The organism is Vreelandella sp. L-25 (genome assembly GCF_056857535.1).
The window spans coordinates 15546-37184 of record NZ_JBSXNH010000035.1; the positions used below are offsets into that span (position 1 = coordinate 15546).

General features: G+C 55.5%; 17 protein-coding genes. 2 read left to right on the forward strand and 15 right to left on the reverse strand.

Going from position 1 to position 21639, the window contains the following annotated elements; genetic code table 11:
- Positions 1-17: 17 nt before the first annotated feature.
- The 5 genes from pstA to AC13CN_RS02820 form a co-directional block, all read right to left on the reverse strand.
- Positions 18-1184: a phosphate ABC transporter permease PstA gene (gene pstA, locus AC13CN_RS02800; protein ID WP_074210761.1), complete on the reverse strand. Its 1167-nt coding sequence runs from the start codon at positions 1182-1184 to the stop codon at positions 18-20.
- 18 nt (positions 1185-1202) lie between these two features.
- Positions 1203-2453, reverse strand: coding sequence for a phosphate ABC transporter permease subunit PstC (gene pstC / locus AC13CN_RS02805; RefSeq protein WP_062359116.1), 1251 nt, complete (start codon positions 2451-2453; stop codon positions 1203-1205).
- Between the two features lie 167 nt (positions 2454-2620).
- Positions 2621-3634, reverse strand: coding sequence for a substrate-binding domain-containing protein (locus AC13CN_RS02810; RefSeq protein WP_044630113.1), 1014 nt, complete (start codon positions 3632-3634; stop codon positions 2621-2623).
- A gap of 116 nt (positions 3635-3750) precedes the next feature.
- Positions 3751-4482 carry a sulfite exporter TauE/SafE family protein gene (locus tag AC13CN_RS02815; RefSeq protein ID WP_253557244.1) on the reverse strand — a complete coding sequence of 244 codons (732 nt, stop codon included), beginning with the start codon at positions 4480-4482 and terminating at the stop codon, positions 3751-3753.
- Positions 4482-5675: a multidrug effflux MFS transporter gene (locus AC13CN_RS02820; protein WP_253557243.1), complete on the reverse strand. Its 1194-nt coding sequence runs from the start codon at positions 5673-5675 to the stop codon at positions 4482-4484. Before AC13CN_RS02820 ends, AC13CN_RS02815 begins: the two co-directional genes overlap by 1 nt.
- Before the next feature lie 150 nt (positions 5676-5825).
- Here AC13CN_RS02820 and tal point away from each other — a divergent pair, with 150 nt between their 5' ends.
- A complete protein-coding gene (gene tal, locus AC13CN_RS02825; RefSeq protein ID WP_058576304.1) occupies positions 5826-6764 on the forward strand; it encodes a transaldolase in 939 nt (312 codons plus the stop codon).
- A 65-nt stretch (positions 6765-6829) separates the two neighbouring features.
- Here tal and AC13CN_RS02830 read toward each other — a convergent pair whose 3' ends face one another.
- From AC13CN_RS02830 to AC13CN_RS02865, 8 genes are all read right to left on the reverse strand, one after another.
- The gene (locus AC13CN_RS02830; protein WP_044630117.1) at positions 6830-7348 is read right to left on the reverse strand and encodes an STAS domain-containing protein; all 519 of its coding nucleotides are present in this window, start codon (positions 7346-7348) and stop codon (positions 6830-6832) included.
- A complete protein-coding gene (locus AC13CN_RS02835) occupies positions 7338-8531 on the reverse strand; it encodes a PP2C family protein-serine/threonine phosphatase (RefSeq protein ID WP_062375386.1) in 1194 nt (397 codons plus the stop codon). The genes AC13CN_RS02830 and AC13CN_RS02835 overlap by 11 nt, the downstream gene beginning before the upstream one ends.
- Before the next feature lie 8 nt (positions 8532-8539).
- Positions 8540-9361 (reverse strand): MlaA family lipoprotein, encoded by an 822-nt coding sequence (locus tag AC13CN_RS02840; protein WP_074210764.1) that lies wholly within the window; start codon positions 9359-9361, stop codon positions 8540-8542.
- A 65-nt stretch (positions 9362-9426) separates the two neighbouring features.
- Positions 9427-10548 carry a beta-ketoacyl-ACP synthase III gene (locus tag AC13CN_RS02845; RefSeq protein ID WP_062375389.1) on the reverse strand — a complete coding sequence of 374 codons (1122 nt, stop codon included), beginning with the start codon at positions 10546-10548 and terminating at the stop codon, positions 9427-9429.
- 118 nt (positions 10549-10666) lie between these two features.
- A complete protein-coding gene (gene hrpA / locus AC13CN_RS02850) occupies positions 10667-14578 on the reverse strand; it encodes an ATP-dependent RNA helicase HrpA (protein ID WP_253557245.1) in 3912 nt (1303 codons plus the stop codon).
- 203 nt (positions 14579-14781) lie between these two features.
- On the reverse strand, positions 14782-16455 hold the full coding sequence (locus AC13CN_RS02855) for an AMP-binding protein (protein WP_253557242.1): 1674 nt from the start codon (positions 16453-16455) through the stop codon (positions 14782-14784).
- Positions 16456-16620: 165 nt separating this feature from the next.
- Complete coding sequence (locus tag AC13CN_RS02860) at positions 16621-17400, reverse strand: class II glutamine amidotransferase (RefSeq protein ID WP_253557241.1); 780 nt, start codon at positions 17398-17400, stop codon at positions 16621-16623.
- A gap of 27 nt (positions 17401-17427) precedes the next feature.
- Complete coding sequence (locus tag AC13CN_RS02865) at positions 17428-17850, reverse strand: hypothetical protein (protein WP_044630124.1); 423 nt, start codon at positions 17848-17850, stop codon at positions 17428-17430.
- 62 nt (positions 17851-17912) lie between these two features.
- Here AC13CN_RS02865 and AC13CN_RS02870 point away from each other — a divergent pair, with 62 nt between their 5' ends.
- Positions 17913-19985, forward strand: a complete 2073-nt coding sequence (locus tag AC13CN_RS02870) for a S9 family peptidase (protein ID WP_253557240.1) — start codon at positions 17913-17915, stop codon at positions 19983-19985.
- Between the two features lie 542 nt (positions 19986-20527).
- Here AC13CN_RS02870 and AC13CN_RS02875 read toward each other — a convergent pair.
- Both AC13CN_RS02875 and AC13CN_RS02880 read right to left on the reverse strand, forming a co-directional pair.
- Complete coding sequence (locus AC13CN_RS02875) at positions 20528-20986, reverse strand: YcgN family cysteine cluster protein (protein WP_044630126.1); 459 nt, start codon at positions 20984-20986, stop codon at positions 20528-20530.
- A gap of 59 nt (positions 20987-21045) precedes the next feature.
- Positions 21046-21618 (reverse strand): acyl carrier protein phosphodiesterase, encoded by a 573-nt coding sequence (locus AC13CN_RS02880; protein WP_054641338.1) that lies wholly within the window; start codon positions 21616-21618, stop codon positions 21046-21048.
- Between the last annotated feature and the right edge of the window lie 21 nt (positions 21619-21639).

Here is a 21639-nt window from a genome sequence, read left to right on the forward strand (position 1 = left end):
TCCTCTTGGGCGCCGGCTTACCAGCGACGCTCGAATTTCTTGCGTAGCACAACGGCAAAGGCGTTGAGCGAAATCAGCACAGACAGTAGCACTAGGATGCCACCAGCGGTTTTTTCAACGAAGGCCTGCTCCGGCTCGCCTGACCAGGTAAAGATCTGCGCGGGCATGACCGTGGCTGCCTGGGTAAAGGAAGCGCTGACATCCGGAATGAAGGCCACCATCCCCACAATGATCAGCGGTGCAGTTTCACCCATCGCCTGCGCTAGGCCAATGATCGAACCGGTCATGATACCGGGCATCGCTAGCGGAAGAACGTGATCACGAACCACTTGCCAGCGCGAGCAACCTACACCAAATGCCGCATGGCGAATGGAGTCCGGCACGCTACGCAGTGCCGTACGGGTGGCAATGATGATGACGGGAAGGGTCATCAGCGCCAGCGTCATACCGCCTGCCAGCGGAGATGAGCGTGGTACACCAAAGAAGTTGATAAAGATCGCCAGACCTAACAAACCAAACAGAATCGATGGGATCGCTGCTAGGTTGTTGATGTTGATCTCGATCAGCTGTGTAAATCGGTTATCCGGGGCAAACTCTTCCAGATAAATAGCCGTCATTACGCCGATGGGGAAAGAGATCAGCAGCGTCACAATCATGGTCATGATGGTACCGACCACCGCCGATAAGATACCGGCGTTCTCGGCAATCTTCGAATCCCCTGAACCGAAGAACGTTTTGTTGAAGCGCAAATCAACCTGACCTGCAGCAACACGCTCATCGATTTCGGCTTTTTCTTCATCGCTCAAGCGGTTACGATGCCCTTTCAGGTACTGATCCACTTCACTGGTGGCCAGCATCCAGCGCTGCTCGGAGGTACCGATCATTTCTGGGTTGTTGCGCAGCTGTAGCGGAATAACGCGTACCACCGTGCGGCTAATAAGTGGTATCAAATCCTGGTCAAACGCTTGGCGGCCATCGCGGCTCGCTTCTTCAGTGTAGCGAACTTCGGTATTGATATAGGCCTGCTGGAAAGCAGGTAGGCCTTTGCTCAGCATGTCAGCAAAGAACAGCACTAAGAACAGGCCTGCTAAGCCCAGCGCGCCCATGGAGATCCACTTCAGGCGTGCCGACTTACGGTGACGCCGCTTAAGCTGCTGGCTGATCTCGTCAAAAGAGTGGCTCATCGAATCAGTTCCTCGGCGTTACAGGTTGTTCACGCGGTATTTTTCGCGGAAGCGGCGGATCATTAGTACAGATACCAGGTTGAGCGTTAGAGTCACAACGAACAGCACCAGGCCCAGGGCGAACGCTGACAGCGTCTCAGCACTCTCGAACTCTTGGTCGCCCGTGAGTGATGCCACGATGCGTACGGTCACGGTGGTCATGTCTTCTAGCGGGTTGGCCGTTAGGTTCGGGCGCATACCCGCCGCCATCACCACAATCATGGTTTCACCCAGCGCTCGGGACATGCCTAGCAGTGCGGCGGAAATGATACCGGGCAGTGCCGCAGGTATGACCACGTCCCGGATGGTTTCACCTTTCGTCATCCCTAGTGCCAGCGAGCCTTGACGCATGCTGTCAGGCACAGAGTTGATCACGTCATCAGAGAGCGACGAGATGAACGGGATGATCATGATGCCCATCACGATGCCAGGGGCAACGGCGTTGTTGTAAGAGGCATCCAGACCCAAGAAGCCGGCAATATTGACGATAATCGGCGCGACGGTAATGGCGGCGAAGAAACCGTAAACCACCGTGGGAATACCTGCCAACACCTCAAGCACCGGCTTAGCAATCGTGCGCACCCGCTGTGGAGCGTACTCCGACATGTAAATAGCCGACAGCAGGCCAATAGGCACCGCCACCAGCAGGGCAATCGCGGTGATCATGAAGGTACCGGCGAACAGCGGTACCGAGCCAAACTGCGCGCCACTACCATCGCCGCGTCCAGCGGCAGCTAGGAAGCTCGCCCCAGGGTTCCAGGTTGTACCGGTAATGAACTCCCAGAAGCTGTGCATTTGGAAAAAGCGCAGGGCTTCCGAAATGATCGAAAACAGAATACCGAAGGTAGTAAAGATCGATATCATCGCGGCGCCGGTTAGCACCCAGCGAATCACCCGTTCAATGGCTTGGCGAGCGTGAAAATGGGGCTTCACTTGAGCCACACCAACCGCCAAACCAGCCGCAGCGACCACTAAACTAGCTGCTAATAAATACATGGGCGGAATATCTGCGCCTAACAGTAATAACAGTAGCGAGCCTAGCGCCCCCACCAGCACCGCAGGGCCTGCTGTTGAGAGAACAGCAAACCACGCATATTGGTCAGGCTGTGCATACATCGCCGCGCCAGAAGCACGGACCCGCGCAGCCTTCGCTCGGCCCACAAAAAAGGCCACTAGCCCAAGCAGCAAGAGCACTGTGCAAAAGAGTAAAAGTAGCTGGTTTGTTTGCATCGAATTTCTCTCGCATCACCTAATGAAATCGTGTTGGCTGCTACTTTGGATTAAAAACATGACAGCAATATGACAAAGAAAGACAGCGTGACCCAAAAACAAATGGCCGGTAGCAAAGGCTACCGGCCATGTTGTCACTATGTGCTAGCGATTATATGTGCTAGCGATTATTCCAGATCAGCAGCAACCAGCTTAACGCGGTCAGCAACTTTCTGGCGAGCCTGCTCACGCTCGGCTTCCGGTAGCGGAATCAGGCCGATGTCTACCAGATAACCGTCAGAACCGATCATCTGGTCTTCCATGAACATGTTGGCGTATTCATACATCGGAGTGACTTCGTCAGCGTGCTGGTTCTTCAGGTAGAACCACAGTGAACGAGCAACCGGGTACTCACCAGAGCTGATGGCTTCTACTTCAGGTTCAACACCGCCAATGGTCGCACCCATGATGGTGTCCGGGTTCTCAACCAGGAAGGAGTAGCCGAAGATACCGAAGGCACCGGTGTCTTCCGCCAGACGCTGAACGATTAGGTTGTCGTTCTCACCGGCGTCGATGTAAACACCGTCAGTACGGATATCGGTGTAACCTTCTTCACCGTAGATGTCCATTTCGGCAGAGGCGGCTTCCATCACCAGCTCTTCGAAAGCATCACGGGTACCAGAAGTGCTGGGCGGGCCATAGATAGAGATGGCGCGATCCGGCAGAGAAGCGTCGATGTCGCTCCAGTTGGTGTAGGGGTTATCTACCAGTTCGCCGTCGACCGGCACCTGGGCGGCCACCGCCAGGAAAATTTGCTCAAGCGTCAGGTCGATCGGCTCGTTAGTAGCCGCCAAGCCTAGAACGATACCGTCAGAACCAATTTTGGCTTCGGTAACGTCAGTCACACCGTTCTCTTCACAACGCTCAAGCTCAGAAGGCTTCATGCGACGAGAAGCGTTGGTGATGTCCGGAGTGCCTTCACCAACACCGTTACAGAACAGACGAATACCACCACCAGAACCCGTGGACTCGATCACTGGCGTCGGGTAGTTGGTCAGCGCTCCAAACTCTTCAGTAACGTAGCTGGCAAACGGGTAAACAGTACTGGAGCCAACGATACGAATCTGGTCACGCGCCTGTGCCACACCGGCAACGCTCATTACAGCCGCCGCAATGACGGTAGTTTTTAGAATACGGTTCATGCGAAATACTCCTGTCGATGTAGGGTTCTGGCCTTCGCATGACGTACTTTGCACCGCTTCGATGACATCTTTATGACATCACCAAAAACGTGCCTATTTTTTTAAAAAGTTTCTCTCTATAACAGCAGACCGAGCGCGGCAAAGGTACAAAGCCCCAATGAAAGCCGCTGTAGTAGCTGTTTATCCAACCGATCGGCAATGGCATCGGCCAGCGCATTGCCTAACAACACGGCAGGCAGAAAAGTAAGCGCCAGCTTGAAGTGCCAAACGCTGATCTGCCCTGCCAGCGCCAGCGTCAGCAGGGTTAATAGAGAGGTTAGGACAAAAAAGGCTGCTAAGTTGCCGCGCATGCGGTCAGGTGAGAAACCGTGCATGAGTAGCACAATGGGCGGCCCGCCGATGGCCGCCACCGTCCCAAAAACGCCGGAGAGAATGCCCGCCACAAATAGCGTGAAGCGGTTCACCGGCAGTTCGAAGCGGCATACCGTGACCAGCACAGCAAATAGCACGATGGCGGCAATTAGCTGTTCCAGCACAACCATCGGCGCTGCCAGCAACAGCCAAATGCCCAATCCGTTACCCGGTAAGCGTCCAATCAGGGCAACGCCTATTTCCCTTAACCTCACCTCATGCCAGTAACGGCGCACCATCATCAAAGAGACAGTGAAACCAAACAGCACCAAAATCACCGGCACCAGCCGTGGCTCTATCATCAACAGCAGTGGCGCACCCACCACCGCCAAGCCAAAGCCCGTGGCCCGCTGTACAAAGGCACCTAACAGCAGTACAGCTGCGCAGGCTAACCAGCTATCCAAGGGCACCTCTAACCACTGCAGCAGGCTATCCATTACAACGCATCATCCACCTTTGGGGCTTGGGTTAGCATTCTCACACCGATATTACCCAGCAGGGCAGCACCTAACATGGTCAGCACCATGGGCCATAAGTGCTCAACCTGGAACAGCCCTACTAAGACACCTGCCAGCGCCCCACAGCTAAACTGTATGCCACCCAACAGCGCTGTCGCGGTGGCACTGATATGGCCAAAATGATCCAACAATGAAGAGATGGCGTTGGGCGTAATCAGACCAATCATGCCCGTAAACATCATCACCAGCGGCACCACGACATAGAGCGACGCCATGTTAAGTGCCGTGGCCAGCACAAGCCCCAGGGCGGCCACTAGTTGAACAGCTAGACCTAGGCGCAGGTTCTGCTGTGGCGTGCGCTTACGCAGCAGATGAATATTGAGGCGGTTGGAGAGCGCAATCACTACGACGTTCACCCCAAACACCAGAGGGTAAACGCTGGGCGAAAGCGAAAAATAGTCCAAGTATAAAAATGGCGATGCGGTCACAAAGGCAAATAGCCCGGCAAACGAAGCGGCTACCGCACAGATATAACCCATGCCCTCTTTGTGGCGCAGCACGCTTGCATAGTTGCGGATCACTTGCCGAGGCGAGGCCGCAGGCAAGTTGGTATCGCGGGTTTCAGGTAAGCGCGTACCTAACAGCCAAAGTAAGAAACCGGCATAAACAGCCAGGAAAATAAAGATGAGCCACCAGCCAGCAATGTGAAGCAGCAGGCTACCCACCGCCGGTGCCACCAGCGGGGCCAGCATCATGATCATGGCCATGGTGGACATCACCTTAGCCGCCTCACGCCCGCTGAAACAGTCGCGTACGATGGCAGCCGAGTTCACCACACAGGCGCCGCCCCCTAACGCTTGAATAAAGCGCCAAACCAATAGCGACGTTAAGCTATCGGCAGTGGTAATCATTAGGCTGGCCAGCATAAAGACCACTAGCCCACTTAACAGCACCGGCTTCCGGCCTAACCGATCTGATAACGGCCCAAAGCAGAGCTGACCCAATGCAAATCCAAACAAAAACATACTGATCGAGAGTTCAGTATGGTGAATGCTGGCATTAATACTCTCAGCCAGTATGCCGATGGCAGGCAGATAGGCATCAATCGCGAAAGGCGCAAGCGCTGTGTTGGCGGCCACCAACCAAGCCACCCGACGAGGATTAAGTTCCATAAGCCTCCTTAAAATGGGCATAAAAAAAGCGGCGCGTGCCGCCGAAAAGGTAGGCCGCTAATCATAATCGATTTCAATTCATTTGTCGGTGTCTGTTCGCCACGCGCGGCCCTTGCTAAAGTACCCCACAGGACAACCAAGGAGCATTGCATGGCCACTAGCCTATTAAGCCAATTAAAAGAAATGACCACCGTGGTTGCTGATACGGGCGACCTTGAGGCTATTCGCCGCTTCCAGCCCCAGGATGCAACTACCAACCCCTCTCTCATCCTTCAAGCTGCCCAGCAGGAAGAGCGCCGCGCTCGCTTGGCAAGCATCGCCAAAGAGAGCACCGATCTCGACGACGCGGTAGACCGTGTCGCGGTGGATATTGGCAGCGAGATTAGCAAGCTGGTGCCGGGCTATGTGTCGACAGAAGTCAGTGCCCGCCTCTCGTTTGACCGTGATGCCACCATTACCAAAGCGCACTCGCTAATTGAGCGCTATGCCCAGCATGGTGTCGGCCCTGAGCGTATTTTGATTAAAATGGCGTCCACCTGGGAAGGCATTCAAGCGGCCCGCCAGCTTGAGCGCGATGGCATTCGCACCAACCTGACGCTGCTGTTTGGCTTTGCTCAGGCGCAGGCCTGTGCCGATGCTGGCGCTACGCTGATTTCACCGTTTGTGGGCCGTATTCTCGACTGGCACAAAGCGCGCTCGCCGGAAGCTGACTTCAGCGGCGCCAATGACCCTGGCGTACAATCGGTTAAGCGTATTTATGACTACTACAAGGGTCACGGCTATCCAACGATTGTGATGGGAGCCAGCTTCCGTAACGTAGGCGAAATACAAGCCTTGGCAGGTTGTGACCGCCTCACTATATCCCCTGCGCTGCTTAACGAGTTAGATGAACTACAGGGCGACCTTCCCCGCCAGCTAACGCCCATGGGTGCCAGCAGCTCAGCAGAGCAGGCGCTAGCCCAAGCAGATTTTCGTTGGCAAATGAACGAAGATGAAATGGCGTCTGACAAGCTGGCTGAAGGCATTCGTAAATTCATGGCCGACCAGCGCAAGCTTGAAGAGCTACTTGGCAAACTACGGCAGAGCTAATTGCTTCCAGCCAGTTTGGGTAGCATATCCATCACACCCTCTTATCGACTAGGTAAGAGGGTGTTTTATTTATGTGCCACTGTGGATTGCGCTTCAAGCATCTCTACCAGCGGCTGAAACTGTTCGCGATTATGCTCGTTCATATGCATTAAAATGCGATGCGCCTCGAGAATACGCGTACGCAAGCCTTCTTCATCTGCAGGCTCAGCGGGCAGGTCTTGCATAGAAGAGTTAAGTGTTGCACTAGGCTGCAGAGGCGCTTCCATCAGAGTAAAAAAACGCGCAAAACCCATGACGTCCAGCATTTGCCGTACATCAGGGTTATCAGCAATAATCGTCGGAGGCTGTTCCAGCCGCCCTTTAACCGCCATGGCTACTTTGGCCAGAAAACCCAGCGCCGTTGAGTCGACATTGGTCGCTTCGCGCAGGTCAATCATCACCGCCTGAAGGCCAGGGGTTTCAGCAAGACGTTGCGCTTGGGTATCTAGCGTGGCACATAGCGTTAACCGCACATCGCCACAGAGCTTTAACACAAAAACACCAGAGTTGAACGCCGCTTTAATGCGGCCCTCTTCAATCAGCATGACCAAATCCGCTCACCATCATGATTGTCAGGTCATCGGGTAAAGCATCGCGGTCCTGGTTCGCCTCATCACCCTCATCGCCCTCTATCAAAAGCGAATTGGTTTTGGCTAGCCGGTCGCGCAACTGCTCAAGCGTGACACTTTCGCTAACGAGTTGCTCAAGTTCCGTGAGCCGCGTGTCGAGCGTTTTACCCGGCAAGCATTCCAATACACCGTCTGAACACAGCCACAAACGAAAGTTGGCCGGTAAAGCACAGCTAAGCGCAGGATACTCCACATCTGGGAAAAGGCCTACCGGCATTCCCTCCCCGGTTAAGCGCTCCAGCTTACCGTCAGCCGCCAACAGCGGCATCGGTAGCTGTGCGCCGAGCGAATAGTGAAGAGTATGCGCTTCATGGTCAATAACACCGACGAATAACGTGGCATGCTTACCAATGTTGGTATCCTGAAGCTCACGATTCATCGCCGCTAACCAATCAGGCGGCAGCCGCTCTGGCGCTTGGCCATCCCACTCGCTTAACCATCGGTTGCACAAATACTTCAGCAGCACCGTGACAAAGGCCGACGACGCTCCATGCCCAGAGACATCGGCAAAATAGAACGCGCTAAAACGGTCGTTATAACGCTGATAGTCGAGAAAATCCCCCGACAAATAAAGCGACGGCGCAAACCAGTAGTCGTAATAAACGCCGTTGATCACTTTAGGATGCGCTGGCAACAAACGCCGCTGAATATGCCCCCCGCTTTGCTGGTCCATCCGCAGTAGCGCTAGGTGAGTTTCAAGGCTCTCATTGAGTTCAGCGAGACGTTCACGATCACGATCACGCTCTTGGGCTAAGGCGTGAAGCTCAATCGCCTTACGAATCATTCGGCGCAGCAGTTCGGTATGTCGCAGCGGATGAACGATGTAGTCCACCAACCCCACATCAATGGCCTTAATCAAGTCAGCATCCTGACGAGAGTCGCTGACGACCAGGGTTGGCAACCGGTGAGTCAACTGAGACCACTGCTGACGCGGCACTGCCCGGGCATGGGCCACAATCAGCGCCGTACCGCTAGGCAGATGGTCAATGTTCTCTGCAGCAAACACCCACATGCCGTCGCAGGTAATCGCCTCAGCCAGCGCATCGCGCTCGGGGCCGGGCTCATCGATTACCGCGATCAACTGCTTAGCGTGATCCATGTTGGGCCTCAATCGGCGAAATCGTCGTCACCGAAGTCGGTATCGTCGAAATCAAAATCATCTGTGGCAAACGGGTCTTCGCCAAGCACACCGTCATTCACCTCAAACTGGCGGCGCTGCAAATAGGCATCGCGGACAAACCGGTAGCGATCCCCCGAAATCAACGACTCTTGGTCTAACAAGCCCGCGCGAAAGTGAATAATATCGAGTGCCGTCAGGCCTGCACGTAGCTGATGATCGTCCATATATGTAATGGGATTCGCAGCGGAATCGGCTGGCAAGCCAGAGGCATCCCTGAGCGTGCGCGGGCCTAGCAGAGGTAACACTAAATAGCGCGAGTCCTCCCAGCCCCACACGGCCATGGTTTGACCAAAATCTTCTTTATCCGCGGTAATTTCCATGAGCGTGGCATAGTCAAGCAAGCCGCCAATACCCACCGTCGAGTTGATCAAGAATCGTGATGTTGCTAACCCCGCGTTGGCGGGTTTGCCCTGCAGCAGGCTATTGAGCGCGGTACGCACTTCGCCTAAGTTGGAGAAAAAGTTGCCAACCCCAGTTTGCACCGGCTCGGGAGTGACTGCCTTATACCCTCGTGCAACGGGCTTGAGGGCGTAGCGGTCCAGCACATCATTAAACGCGAACACACGCCTGTTAAAGCCCTCCCAAGGGTCCTGCGGGTCAGCCGCTACACGCTCTTGCGCAGCGTCTTCCTCTTGAGAAGACCCCGTACTGGCACACCCTCCCATGCTTAACGTGGCTAGCAACACGATAGGCAATAGCTTCTGCCATGTGCTTAGACCCTCTTTTTGCGGTGCCAACAGCCTCAGCATGCGATTTCCTCTTTCAACATAGAACGCTATTCCTAACATAGCCGGTGATAGGCATCATCGGCCTATTACTGGCGACGTAGCACCACACTGCCTGCACTGTACCCCGCCCCAAACGAGCAAATAACGCCGATATCCCCTTCCGACAGTGCCTCACGGTGAAGGTGGAAAGCGATAATCGAACCCGCTGAGCTGGTATTCGCATAGCGATCTAAAATAATCGGTGCCTGTGCTTCGTTGGGTTCTTCACCCAGCACTTTACGTGCAATCAAATCGTTCATATGGCGGTTGGCCTGATGTAACCACATCCGCGTTAAATCCGCCCCCGACAGCTCTAATGAAGCGAGATGGTCAGTGATAAGCTTAGCGACCATAGGGCACACCTCTTTAAAAACGCGGCGCCCTTCCTGAACGAACAGCTTATCTAACGCCTGCGGATCGCTATCGGTCACGCGATTTAAAAAGCCCGCGTTATTGCGAATCGCATTGGAAAACTTCGTCACCAGTCGCGTTCCCAGAATTTCATAGCGCTCATCGGCCACGGCAACATCGCTATTTTCTAGTACCATAGCCGTACAAGCATCGCCGAAAATAAAGTGGCTGTCACGGTCTCTAAAATTCAAATGGGCAGAACAAATTTCAGGATTCACAATCAGCGCACGTTTAACGCTACCTGATGCAATCGCGTTCGCCGCCGTTTCCAAGGCAAAGGTGGCTGAACTGCAGGCCACGTTCATATCAAAGCCATAACCCGTTGTTCCCAGGGCCTGCTGTACTTCTACCGCGACCGCCGGATAGGCACGCTCTAGGTTTGAACAGGCCACAATCACCAGCTCAATATCAGCGGCATCAACCTGGGCCGTTTCTAGCGCCTGGCGCGCGGCCTGAGTCGCCATCTCACACTGAATAGACGGTTCATCGTTATGACGTTGAGGCAGTTTAGGCCGCATACGCTCAGGGTCAAGGATCCCTTGGGCATCGAGTACATAGCGACTTTTAATTCCCGAGGCTTTCTCAATAAATTCACTGCTGGAATAAGCCAGTGCTTCTTGCTCTCCACGCGCGATGGCATCCGCATGCTGGGCGTTATGGAGATCAACCCACGCGTTAAAAGCAGCGACCAACGCCGCGTTATCAATGGCGTTTTCCGGTGTATAGAGTCCTGTACCGGTGATCACTACATTGGTCATGCCTGTCTCCTTATTACGGCCTCAAGGCAAATAGCCGAAACCGTCAGTAAAATAGCGTATGGCGAGGTTGTCCACCCCGCTCTATCTAAGCTCTATCTAAGCGCTTTCTTGTGTAGCATTAAACGCTGGTAATTTCTTCCCAACGCTTTTCCAAGCGCTTCACGGATACCGGCATCTGAGTGCCTAGCTGCTGGGCGAATAGCGATACGCGCAATTCTTGTATCCACCAGCCAAATGCCACGAGTTCAGGGTCTTCAGCGGCGCCTCTACGTTCGCTTTTTCGCCGCGCATCAAAACGTGCCTCTAGGGCTTGGACATCCTGCATCATCATTTGGTCACGGCCGCGTTCACGGGCCGCTTTTTCGAGGCGGATAAGAGCAGCTTCGGTATAGCGTGGATACTCGCTAAGCCACTCCCCTGCGTCGCGAATAAAGCCAGGACAAACCAAGCGCTGCATCTGCGCGCTTACATCGCTGTAAACGAGCGCGAGGGCAAAGTTAAGCTTCCCTTTAAGCACTTTGGTCACCGCCAGATGCCCTTTAAGCGCCTCTTCAATGCGTGTCAGCAGCGATGCTGCATAAGGAATCAGCTCACTTTCGGTTGCCTTAAGCCGCTCGGTGAACTCATTGGCAGAGCGTGGCAGCGGATGTGTTGCCACCACCTGCGTGAAGACCGCCAGCAGCAAATCATCCACTAATGCTTGTTTGCTGCCCACTTTAGCAAAGAGTAAAGCGCATTTTTCCACGCCAGGTAAGCGCTTGATGGCTTTCACCTGTTCCGGCCGCTTGGCAATGGCCAAGCGGGCCACGCCTTCCTGGTGAACCGCCGCCGCCTTCGCGGGATGATCAAAAAGCGCCACTTTAAAGCTATGGGCCTCGGCCATAAGTGCCGGGTAGGCTTCTACTCGGATACCAGCCTGAGTCGTTACCCGCGACTCTGGCAGCGGCGACTCCGGCAACTCATCCAGAGCGGGCGCTTGGCTTGCCTGATCGGCTAGCGCCTGAGCACCTGCACTCGCCGCCTCTTCGAAACGTCGCTCCAGCGCACGCACATCGCGTCCTTGGCCTAACGTTTTACCCGCATGATCAACGACCCGCACGTTCATAATGAGATGCGGCGGCAGCAGATCAAGACGCCAATCATCTGAGTGAACGCGAGTGGCGGTGCGGCGACGGATAAATTCCCCCAGCGCTTCGGTGAGCGGCCGCTCATCGGGCACGAGGGTCTCCAGCGCGGCATCGACCCAGTCGGGAATGGGCACCACTTGGCGACGAATACTTTTCGGCAGCGATTTTAGTAGCGCAATGCACTTTTCACGCAACAGCCCCGGCACCAGCCACTCCAGCGCGTGCACCGGCAGCTGCGGCAACATGGCCGCAGGGACGGTGAGGGTCACGCCATCGTCGTCGGCATCTGGGTCAAAGTGGTAGCTGACCGGATACGCTACGCCAGACAGCGTTAAATGATCCGGGTATTGCGCCTGAGTAACGTCGTGGGCATCCCGAGCTTTTAGCGCATCGATATCAAACTTCAGCAGCGTGGGATCTTGGCGCTCGGCCTGCTTGCGCCAGTGTTCAAAGCCCTTGCCGTTAACGATATCGGTGGGTATCCGCTCGTCATAGAAGGCGAACAGTGTCTCTTCGTCCACCAAGATATCCCGTCGGCGGGCACGATCTTCTAGTGCTTCTACCTCTTCGATTAGCGCACGGTTATGGGTGAAGAACTCTCCTTTGGTTTGGAACTCGCCTTCCACCAACGCCCGACGAATAAACAGCTCCCGCGACTCCTGGGGCGCAATCGGCCCGTAATGGACGCGACGGCGCGCCACAATCGGCAGGCCAAACAGAGTGACCTGTTCAAACGCCACGACCTGCGCGCGCTTCATTTCCCAGTGAGGCTCGCTGTAGCTGCTTTTCACCAGATGCTGCGCTTGGGGCTCGATCCACTGCGGGTCGATCTTGGCAACAGTGCGCGCAAACAGCTTGGTGGTTTCGATCAGCTCAAAGGCCATGACCCATTTGGGTGTTTTTTTCGCCAGCCCAGAGCCAGGGTGAATCATAAACTTGCGGTTACGCGCGCCGAGGTACTCTCGGTTCTCAAGCAGCGTACCCAAATTGGAGAGCAGGCCAGACAGCAGCGCCTGATGCAGCTTGCCCGATGTTTTTCGCCTTGCCTGCTTGGCCTGCTCTTCGCTCTCGTTCTCATCACGAGGCAGCGGCGCAGGTACCTCAATGTCCATATCCCGCAGCAATTGGCGCAACTGGCGGAACGTATCGTGCCACTCGCGCATGCGCAGGTAGTTAATGTAGTGGTCACGGCACCAGCGGCGCAGTTGGTTGCCCGATAACGCTTCACGAGCATTCTCGATGCCATGCCATAAATTTAGCAGCGCAACGAAATCGGAGTCTGGGTCGTGCCAGCGCTGGTGAGCTTGGTCAGCGGCTTGGCGCTTGTCAGCGGGCCGGTCACGGGGGTCTTGAATCGCCAGCGCCGACACCACGACCAGCACGTCCCGCAGGCTGCCTCGCTCTGCACCGGCCAACACCATACGGGCCAAACGCGGGTCGATGGGTAGTTTCGCCAGCTTACGCCCCAGGGCACTAAGCTGTTGCTTATCATTCACCGCGCCCAGTTCAAATAGCAGCCGGAAGCCATCTTTGACAAAGCGGCCATCGGGCGGATCAACAAAGGGGAAGTCTTCAATATTGCCGAGCTTGAGCGCCAGCATTGAAAGAATGACCGATGCTAAGTTGGTGCGCTGAATCTCCGGGTCGGTAAACGCGGGACGTGACAGAAAATCCTCTTCGTCGTAAAGACGAATACACACGCCTTCCGCAATCCGCCCACAGCGGCCTTTACGCTGATTGGCGCTTGCCTGGCTGACCGGCTCAATGGGTAGCCGCTGGATTTTCGCCCGGTAGCTATAGCGGCTAATGCGCACCAGGCCAGGGTCAATCACATAGCGAATCCCCGGCACGGTGAGAGAGGTTTCAGCCACGTTGGTGGCGAGCACGATTCGCCGCCCCCGGTGGGGAGCAAACACACGGTTCTGCTCCTCATTGGAGAGGCGCGCATACAGCGGCAGAATCTCGGTGCCCTTTAAATCCGCGCGGCGCAGCGTATCGGCGGTTTCGCGGATTTCCCGCTCACCAGGTAGAAACACCAGCACATCACGGGGGCCATGCAGCCAGCCTTTTTCACGCTCGATTGTTTCGACCTCACGCACGGCATGCAAAATCCCCTCCTGCAGCGTGCGGTCATCCTCGTCCTCTTCGCTGCGCACCAGGGGGCGGTAGTGGACATCTACCGGGAACGTGCGGCCTGACACCTCGACCACCGGCGCAGGCGTGTTAGGCGAGCCGAAATGGGCCGCAAAGCGCTCTACGTCGATCGTTGCGGAGGTGATGATGACTTTCAGATCTGGGCGCTTGGGCAGTAGCCGCTTGAGATAGCCCAGTAAGAAATCAATGTTGAGGCTACGCTCGTGAGCTTCGTCGATAATCAGCGTATCGTAGCGTAGCAGCAGCGGGTCGTGCTGCGTCTCAGCCAGCAGGATGCCGTCGGTCATCAGCTTAACGAGTGTGTTCGGCGAGCTTTGGTCGTTAAAGCGCACCTGATAGCCCACCTGCTCGCCTAGCGGCACGCTCAACTCTTCCGCCAGCCGCCCAGCGACGCTTCGTGCCGCCAGCCGCCGTGGCTGCGTATGGCCAATCAGCCCTTTTCGGCCACGGCCAAGCTCTAAACACATTTTGGGCAGCTGCGTGGTTTTACCCGAGCCGGTTTCCCCTGCCACGACCACCACCTGGTGGTCGCGAATCGCGGCAAGAATATCCTCACGGCGCTCTACCACCGGCAGCTCTGCCGGGTAATCCAGCGTCACGCGCAGGGCTTCGCGCTGCGCCAGCAGTTGCTTGGCTTTGTCGACTTCCCGCTCCACCTCGTTCAAGCCGCGGTCGATCGGCTTCTTTTCTCGCTGCCGACGCCGCAGGCCCGCCACACGACGCGAGAGCCGCTCCTGATCACGCAGCATAACGTGACTCAGCGACTCAGTGAGCGCTGTAAGCGAGGGGGCGTTGTCTTGTGGGGTATCGATGCGGGATGAGTGCGTGTCGGTGGTCACGTTAGGCTCGGTTCCATCTCAGAATAAACGTCGGCCCACTCGTAAGTGGGCCGACCATTGTAACGCTTTCGCGAACGAGACGCCTAACGCCCGCTTGACCGAGTGTTCAACCCTTACGGCGCATGGGTTGTTTCCTGGTCGCGCAGTTGGCGACGCAGCACCTTACCGACGTTGGTTTTCGGCAGCTCGTCGCGGAACTCGATGTACTTGGGCACTTTATAGGCCGTTAGTTCTTTCTTACACCAAGCGCGCAGCGTTTCAGCGTCAAGCTGGCTGTTTTTGGACACCACAAACAGCTTAATGGCTTCGCCCGCGTTTTCATCGGCAACACCGACGGCCGCCGCTTCCAGCACATCGGGATGTGCGGCTACTACGTCTTCAACCTCATTGGGGTAAACGTTAAAGCCCGACACCAGAATCATGTCTTTTTTACGATCAACAATTTTGATATAGCCGTCGTCCTGCAACACGGCGATATCGCCGGTATGGAACCAACCGTTTTCATCAATGGCGTTGCGCGTCTCTTCTTCACGCTGCCAGTACCCTTTCATGACCTGCGGGCCTTGCACGCAAAGTTCGCCCGGCTCGCCAAGCGGCACATCGTTACCATCAGCATCGACCACTTTCACCGAGGTGCCCGCGACCGGCTTACCAATCGTGCCCAGTTGAATCGCATCGTTAGGGTTGAAGCTGACAATCGGCGAGGTTTCCGTTAGACCATAACCTTCGGCGATCGGGCAGCCGGTGGTCTCTTCCCAGCGCTGTGCCGCCGCTTTGGTTAACGCCATGCCGCCTGAAATGGTCAGCTTCAATTTGGAGAAGTCGAGCTGCTTGAAATCGTCCCGATTGCACAGCGCGTTAAACAGCGTATTGAGGCCGATAAAACCCGTGAACGGCAGCCCCTTCAGCTCTTTAACGAAATTCGGCAAGTCGCGGGGGTTAGTGATCAGCAGCGAGTGGTTGCCGGTTTCCATCAGGAACAGGCAGTTCACGGTAAAGGTGTAGATGTGGTACACGGGCAGCGGTGCAATCACCAGCTCTTCGCCGTCCGTGAGATGCTCGCCAATAGCCGAGCGTGCCTGAAGCATATTGGCCACTAGGTTACGGTGGGTCAGCATGGCACCTTTCGGCATACCGGTGGTGCCCCCGGTATACTGCAGCGCCGCTAAGTCGTCCATATTGCGCTCAACGGGCGTGTGCTTTAACGATGCTCCTTTTTTCAGGGCATCACGAAAGCCCACTGCACTTGGCAATGAGTATGCAGGCACCATTTTCTTGACGTGTTTCACAACCGCATTAATCAACCAACGCTTAGGCACATCGTGTAAATCGCCCAGCTGCGTGACCAATACATGCTTGATTTCCGTTTTATCGAGCACTTTTTCCAGCTTGTCGGCCATATTGGCCAGAATCAAAATGGCTTTGGCATTGGAGTCTTTAAACTGATGCGCCATCTCCCGCTCGGTATACAGCGGATTGGTGTTGACGACCACTAACCCTGCTCGCAGAGCACCGAATACGGCGACAGGAAACTGCAGAACGTTCGGCAACTGAATGGCGATTCTGTCGCCCGGCACCAAATCGGTTTCATGCTGCAGCCACGCAGCAAAATCAGCTGAAAGACGATCAAGGTCGGAAAAGCTCAGCGTCTTGCCCATGCAAGTAAAAGCGGGCTTGCTGGTAAAGCGCGAGACGGCTGACTGAAAAACATCCGTAATAGAGCTGTACTGATCCAAGCCTTCAAGCACTGGGCCGCGTAAAATGGGGGGGCTGGTGTGTTCGCTCATGGGCTATCTCCGCTATCCGTGTCGATGTGAGACCGACCTTGTTATTGTGGTGTGGTTGTATAAAGAGATTAAACGCCAACGATATACGACGTTTATGACACTGTAAAACGATCGATTGAAACTTGCGTTTCAACTTTAGCTTATAGTCCATCACCGGGACTTATCTTATGGACAGTATCGAGCGTTAATTTCTCCCTCTCTCCACACCAATAACTCCCCAGGCACCATGCGCTGCCATGCTTCATTTTGAGTCAGTGGCTCGGTGGCAATCACCGAGACAATGTCGTTAGGCGTGGTGTGCTCGATAAAATTGACCGTCATCTCTGCATCTGACAACTCCGCTTCACCAAAAGGCGCACGGCGAGTGATGTGCGCCAGTTTGGTAGAGCAGTAGCTATAAAGATGGACGCCGGCAGAAAGGAGTAGATTAAAAACGCCCAGCCCTCTTAGCTGCTCGCAGAGGTCATGGAGCTTTTCCCAAAGCGTTTCTGGGGCAGCCGGTGGCGTTGGAAACACCCGGCGCAACTCGCCCATTAACCAGCAAAACGCGTGTTCGCTATCGGTATTGCCAACCGGGGTGTAAACCCCTAAAGGCAGTTCCTGCCAATCACTTAATTGCCCATTATGGGCATAGCACCAGGGCCGCCCCCACATTTCACGAGCAAAGGGGTGCGTGTTGGCCAATCGCACGCCGCCTACGTTGGCTTGGCGAATATGGCTGATCACAACATTTGATTTGATGGGGTAGTCGCAAATTAAACGCGCAATCGGTGAATCCACAGAAGGGTGAGGGTCTCTAAATTCGCGATAGCCGCCCTCTTCATAAAAGGCGATGCCCCACCCATCGCGATGAGGGCCTGTGCCACCACCGCGATGTAAAAAGCCTGAAAAGCTAAAGCAGATATCGGTAGGCACATTAGCGCTCATACCCAATAGCTCACACATTGGCCCACCCCCTTGATGCCAGTCGCATTAACGGATAACCGGTTCGCGGCGGCGAGTAGGCTGTGGGTCCTCCACTTGGCGGCGGGCAGGCGTGTCTTCAACAGGCGCAGGACGACGCCACCACCACAGCGCTACACCAATCCCCGCGCCTAGGGCTATCCCTAAGACTAACCAGAGCAAGCCGTTGCGCAGAGCAGTGGCACTGTTCTCAAAAACGCCCACGGCAGCGACCATAGCGGACGGTGCCCAACCGCTATAGAACTCCCCCTCTTCGACCAGTGGCAGCCGATAACTGGCAGGCATCCACATCGCCCCCGCCACGCCCCATGTCACGATGAGCCGAGGCAAACGCGGCAAAAATGCCAATCCAAAGTAAACCGCTAGCAGCACCAGCAGTGAAAGACCGTAATAACTGAACCACAGCAGTGACATTGAGTCTGCAAACAGCATAATACCCCTCATGTGGGTGGAAGCACCCGACGTTGATTTCCCGTTATGGTACCTATCAATTTATGAAAGCACAGCCTGGTATGCACGAAGGCTCGCCCGTAGCGCGCTATTATCGTGCCGATGACCCTGAATGGCACTGGTTAGAAAACCGCGAAAGCGCTGATGTCAGCGATTTTCTTACCGCGGCCAACCAGCAGCATGCCGATTGGTTTGCACCGCTCTCCCCCCTCGCAGACACCCTTTACCACTCGCATCTAGCGCGCCGTGAATTGGCGGTGAAAAGTCTAGAGACAGCGCTTGACCACTTTACGTTCTGGAGCGAGACCGGCGCTGAGGATGATTACCCCTGCTGGTGGCGTTACCCAAATGGCCAACCTGAGCAAAAAAGCTGTTTTTTTGACGTTCGCGAGCGCGCTGCCGAGCAGCCGTTCTACGACATGGGTGATATGGCGCTCTCCCCGGATGAGCAGTGGCTCGCCTGGACCGAAGATACCCAGGGCGATGAACGCTTCACACTCTGGTTAAAAGCGCTGCCTAACGGCACGCCGCGCCAACTACTTAGCGATATCGGACCCAGCGTTTGCTGGGCAGAGGACCAAACTGCAGACGGCGCCACGCTGCTGTTTACCCGTTTCGACGATACCCAGCGCCCTGACAGCCTATGGCGGCTATGGGTCGCGTTCGCAGAGCATGCCCCTATGCAGACACCGACCCTGGTGTTACGCGAGGCAGACCCAGAATTTTGGGTAGGCGTGGGTAAAACGCGCTCTAAAGCGTGGCTGATCATCGAGAGCGGCTCAAAAGACACCACCGAAGTTCTCGCCCTACCTGCCGACCAGCCCGAAACACCCCTCGTTTGCCTGCATGCCCGCGAGCCGGGCGTGGAAGTCAGCATTGATCATCGGCCAGGGGTCTTTTATCGCCTACACAACCAGACGGGCCCCCACTTTCAGCTGGATATGCGCGCCGAAAGCGATAACGCCAGTTGGCAGCCGCTGATTGCGCATCGCGATGACGCGACACTGGAAGGGGTTGATGCGTTTGAGTGGGGCTTGATACTGGCTGAGAGAAGCCATCAGGATGCGCAGGTACTGCTGCGGCGCTTGGAGCTGGATAGTCACCATCAAACGCTGCTTGATAGCTACATTGACCTGCCCGAAACGCCCTGTTCACAGCTGCTGGAAGACTCGCCACACTTTAATGCACGCACGCTGCACCTGCGCGAAGAGTCGTTTACCCGCCCTCCGAGCTGGTATGCCTTAGACCTCGATAGCGGTGTACGCACGCTCTTAAAACAGGTGCCCGTTCATGGCAGTCTCGCTCCAGAGCAGCTAGTCAGCCGCCGAATATGGGCCACCAGCCACGATGGCGAGCAAGTCCCGGTATCGGTGGTCATGCGAGCAGACTTGGCAGGCCAGCCACTGCCCACCCTGTTATACGGTTACGGTGCTTACGGTGAAGCGCTGGACCCCTGGTTCTCGATTGCTCGCTTAGAGCTACTGGAGCGCGGCGTGGCCTTTGCTGTGGCCCATGTGCGCGGCGGCGGTGAGCGCGGCGAACCGTGGTACTTAGCAGGCAAGATGGCTCATAAAGAGAACAGCTTTCACGACTTTTTAGCCGCCCGTGAAGCGCTTGTAGCCGCCCATATCAGCCAGCCTGAGCGGATAGTCGCCTACGGTGCCAGTGCAGGCGGATTGCTGGTGGGTACTTGCATCAACCGTGCGCCGGAGGCCTTCTGCGCGGCGGTGTTGGATGTTCCTTTCCTGGATGTGCTGCGCACCATGCAGAACCCAGAGCTGCCGCTCACCACCGCTGAGTATACCGAGTGGGGTAATCCTGAGGCACCCGACGTGGCTGAACGTATCGCCGGTTATTCACCTATCGATAACATCCGCTCACAGCGCTACCCAGCGCTTTGGATTGAGGGTAGTTGGTTCGATACCCGCGTTAGCTACTGGGAACCCGCCAAATTCTACGCCCGAGTGAGCCAGGCACAGCAGGAGGCTGCGCCTATCCTGCTGCATACCGATATGAGCAGCGGCCACGGCGGCGCATCGGGAAGGTTTAAGGCGTGGCGCGATACAGCCCGCCAGGATGCGTTTATTCTGTGGGCGCTAGGGTTAGGGAACCGCTGATCAATTCGTCTCTAAGCGGCTGAAACGCTCATAATGGCACTTTCACTGCATCACCTCTTGGCACTGAATTGCGATGTACGGCAGGGCTTCTTATTTGCCAAACCCATGGCATTTGAGCCTCTGACCCACTGGTTAGCAGTACAGCAGCAAAACGCGCTTTAACACAGCCACCAATACAACCACTCGCAGCGCCAAGGCGCTGCTTTTTTTTACGCCATTTATTTTATGAAAATACTTTCCATAAAATAATTTTTACGGCATACTAACCATAAGTTTTATATACCAACGTCTATATTGCTGATCATTAGGAGTAACACGATGAAATATCAGGAACAGTTTCCCACCATTTGGGATACCCCAACGAAGCTCGCTAACACTCAGGCAACCAAAAAAACCGCTGCCCAGCCGCAACCCTCGGCTCTTAAAGAGGCTTTTTTAACGATTTGGGATAGCAGCAAAACGAAAACCGCTAGCTAACAGTGCATTCGCCAGCGGTCTAAGCGTACGCCAAGGAAGGCTACGGCAGGGGCTCAAACATGAAATCACGACATAGGAAGAACGGCAATTATATGCTCTTCGAGTTGCCTTTCTGGCACCTCATCTTGGGACACAGCAAACCCTCTGACGCTGATGCCTTTTCGATGGACTCGTTCAGCATCGTTACTTAGCAAGGGATGCCATCCTGCTAACTTGCGACCTTCCGCCACTCGTCGGTACCCACAGGTTTGCGGCAACCAGGTAAACTCTTTTACCAGCGCAGGGGTCAGCTGGGTGCAGTCAGGAACGCTCTCAAAGCGGTTTTCATAATCGCTGCACTGGCAGCTATGAGTATCCAGCAGGCGGCACGCTACGTTAAGAATGGCCAGCTCTTGCGTCTCATCATCATGCAGCTTTAGCAAACAGCACTGACCGCAGCCGTCACACAGGGCTTCCCATTCTGGAGGCGTTAGCTCTTCCAACGAATAGCGTTCCCAGAAGCGCTCGCGTAACGCGGTTTCCATCGTCTAATCACCTCGGTTAAACGTTAACGTTAGAGGCAGGCTATAGCAGCCAGCTAATCTCAGCTTGTCTTACCATCACTGGTCAGCGCCTCCCGGCACTCACTCCATAACACGCTGAAATCCGCCTCTAAAGCAGTGTAGTCTTCACGCAGCCAGGGCACTAATTCAGCCAGACGGTTGGGGCCGGAAAGGCGCTGCCCGATGCCCGCCACCGCACGACATGTAAAATCAAAATCAGCGTAACGGCGCAACCAGTCGTGCTCAACCAGCACCGGCATCATCGTCGCTAGACGTTGTGGCGCGGGCCACGCGCTGAGTAATCGATAGCAGCGATCAATCAGCTGATGTTGATCAGCCCCCTCCTGCTGGCGAGAAATAAAATGATCCCACACAACATCCAGCGCAATGCCCGCATAGCGTCTTTGAGCCTGAGGAGCGCGCTGCTTGGCCATCATAACGCTAGGGTGCTGGTCTACCCAGGCATCAACTCGCCGATGGTGGCGAATGCCACAGGCAACGCTTGGCGACCAGGCAGAAAGGTCGCTGCCTTTCACGCCATCGGCAATCAAATTACCGTAAAGAAAGCCGTCGTCCCCCGGCTGAGCCAGCCATGCGTGGGCAAGAAAGTTCATCGCTTTTGCGCCACGCTAATG

What these genes read in the sequence shown, in the direction of transcription:
- hrpA (WP_253557245.1), bottom strand. Translation starts at nt 14,578, where the DNA reads ATGCTGCGTGATCAGGAGCGGCTCTCGCGTCGTGTGGCGGGCCTGCGG.
- AC13CN_RS02835 (WP_062375386.1), bottom strand. Translation starts at nt 8,531, where the DNA reads ATGGATCACGCTAAGCAGTTGATCGCGGTAATCGATGAGCCCGGCCCC.
- AC13CN_RS02840 (WP_074210764.1), bottom strand. Translation starts at nt 9,361, where the DNA reads ATGCTGAGGCTGTTGGCACCGCAAAAAGAGGGTCTAAGCACATGGCAG.
- pstC (WP_062359116.1), bottom strand. Translation starts at nt 2,453, where the DNA reads ATGCAAACAAACCAGCTACTTTTACTCTTTTGCACAGTGCTCTTGCTG.
- pstA (WP_074210761.1), bottom strand. Translation starts at nt 1,184, where the DNA reads ATGAGCCACTCTTTTGACGAGATCAGCCAGCAGCTTAAGCGGCGTCAC.
- tal (WP_058576304.1), top strand. Translation starts at nt 5,826, where the DNA reads ATGGCCACTAGCCTATTAAGCCAATTAAAAGAAATGACCACCGTGGTT.
- AC13CN_RS02845 (WP_062375389.1), bottom strand. Translation starts at nt 10,548, where the DNA reads ATGACCAATGTAGTGATCACCGGTACAGGACTCTATACACCGGAAAAC.
- AC13CN_RS02875 (WP_044630126.1), bottom strand. Translation starts at nt 20,986, where the DNA reads ATGGAAACCGCGTTACGCGAGCGCTTCTGGGAACGCTATTCGTTGGAA.
- AC13CN_RS02880 (WP_054641338.1), bottom strand. Translation starts at nt 21,618, where the DNA reads ATGAACTTTCTTGCCCACGCATGGCTGGCTCAGCCGGGGGACGACGGC.
- AC13CN_RS02865 (WP_044630124.1), bottom strand. Translation starts at nt 17,850, where the DNA reads ATGCTGTTTGCAGACTCAATGTCACTGCTGTGGTTCAGTTATTACGGT.
- AC13CN_RS02830 (WP_044630117.1), bottom strand. Translation starts at nt 7,348, where the DNA reads ATGCTGATTGAAGAGGGCCGCATTAAAGCGGCGTTCAACTCTGGTGTT.
- AC13CN_RS02810 (WP_044630113.1), bottom strand. Translation starts at nt 3,634, where the DNA reads ATGAACCGTATTCTAAAAACTACCGTCATTGCGGCGGCTGTAATGAGC.
- AC13CN_RS02820 (WP_253557243.1), bottom strand. Translation starts at nt 5,675, where the DNA reads ATGGAACTTAATCCTCGTCGGGTGGCTTGGTTGGTGGCCGCCAACACA.
- AC13CN_RS02815 (WP_253557244.1), bottom strand. Translation starts at nt 4,482, where the DNA reads ATGGATAGCCTGCTGCAGTGGTTAGAGGTGCCCTTGGATAGCTGGTTA.
- AC13CN_RS02870 (WP_253557240.1), top strand. Translation starts at nt 17,913, where the DNA reads ATGAAAGCACAGCCTGGTATGCACGAAGGCTCGCCCGTAGCGCGCTAT.
- AC13CN_RS02860 (WP_253557241.1), bottom strand. Translation starts at nt 17,400, where the DNA reads ATGTGTGAGCTATTGGGTATGAGCGCTAATGTGCCTACCGATATCTGC.
- AC13CN_RS02855 (WP_253557242.1), bottom strand. Translation starts at nt 16,455, where the DNA reads ATGAGCGAACACACCAGCCCCCCCATTTTACGCGGCCCAGTGCTTGAA.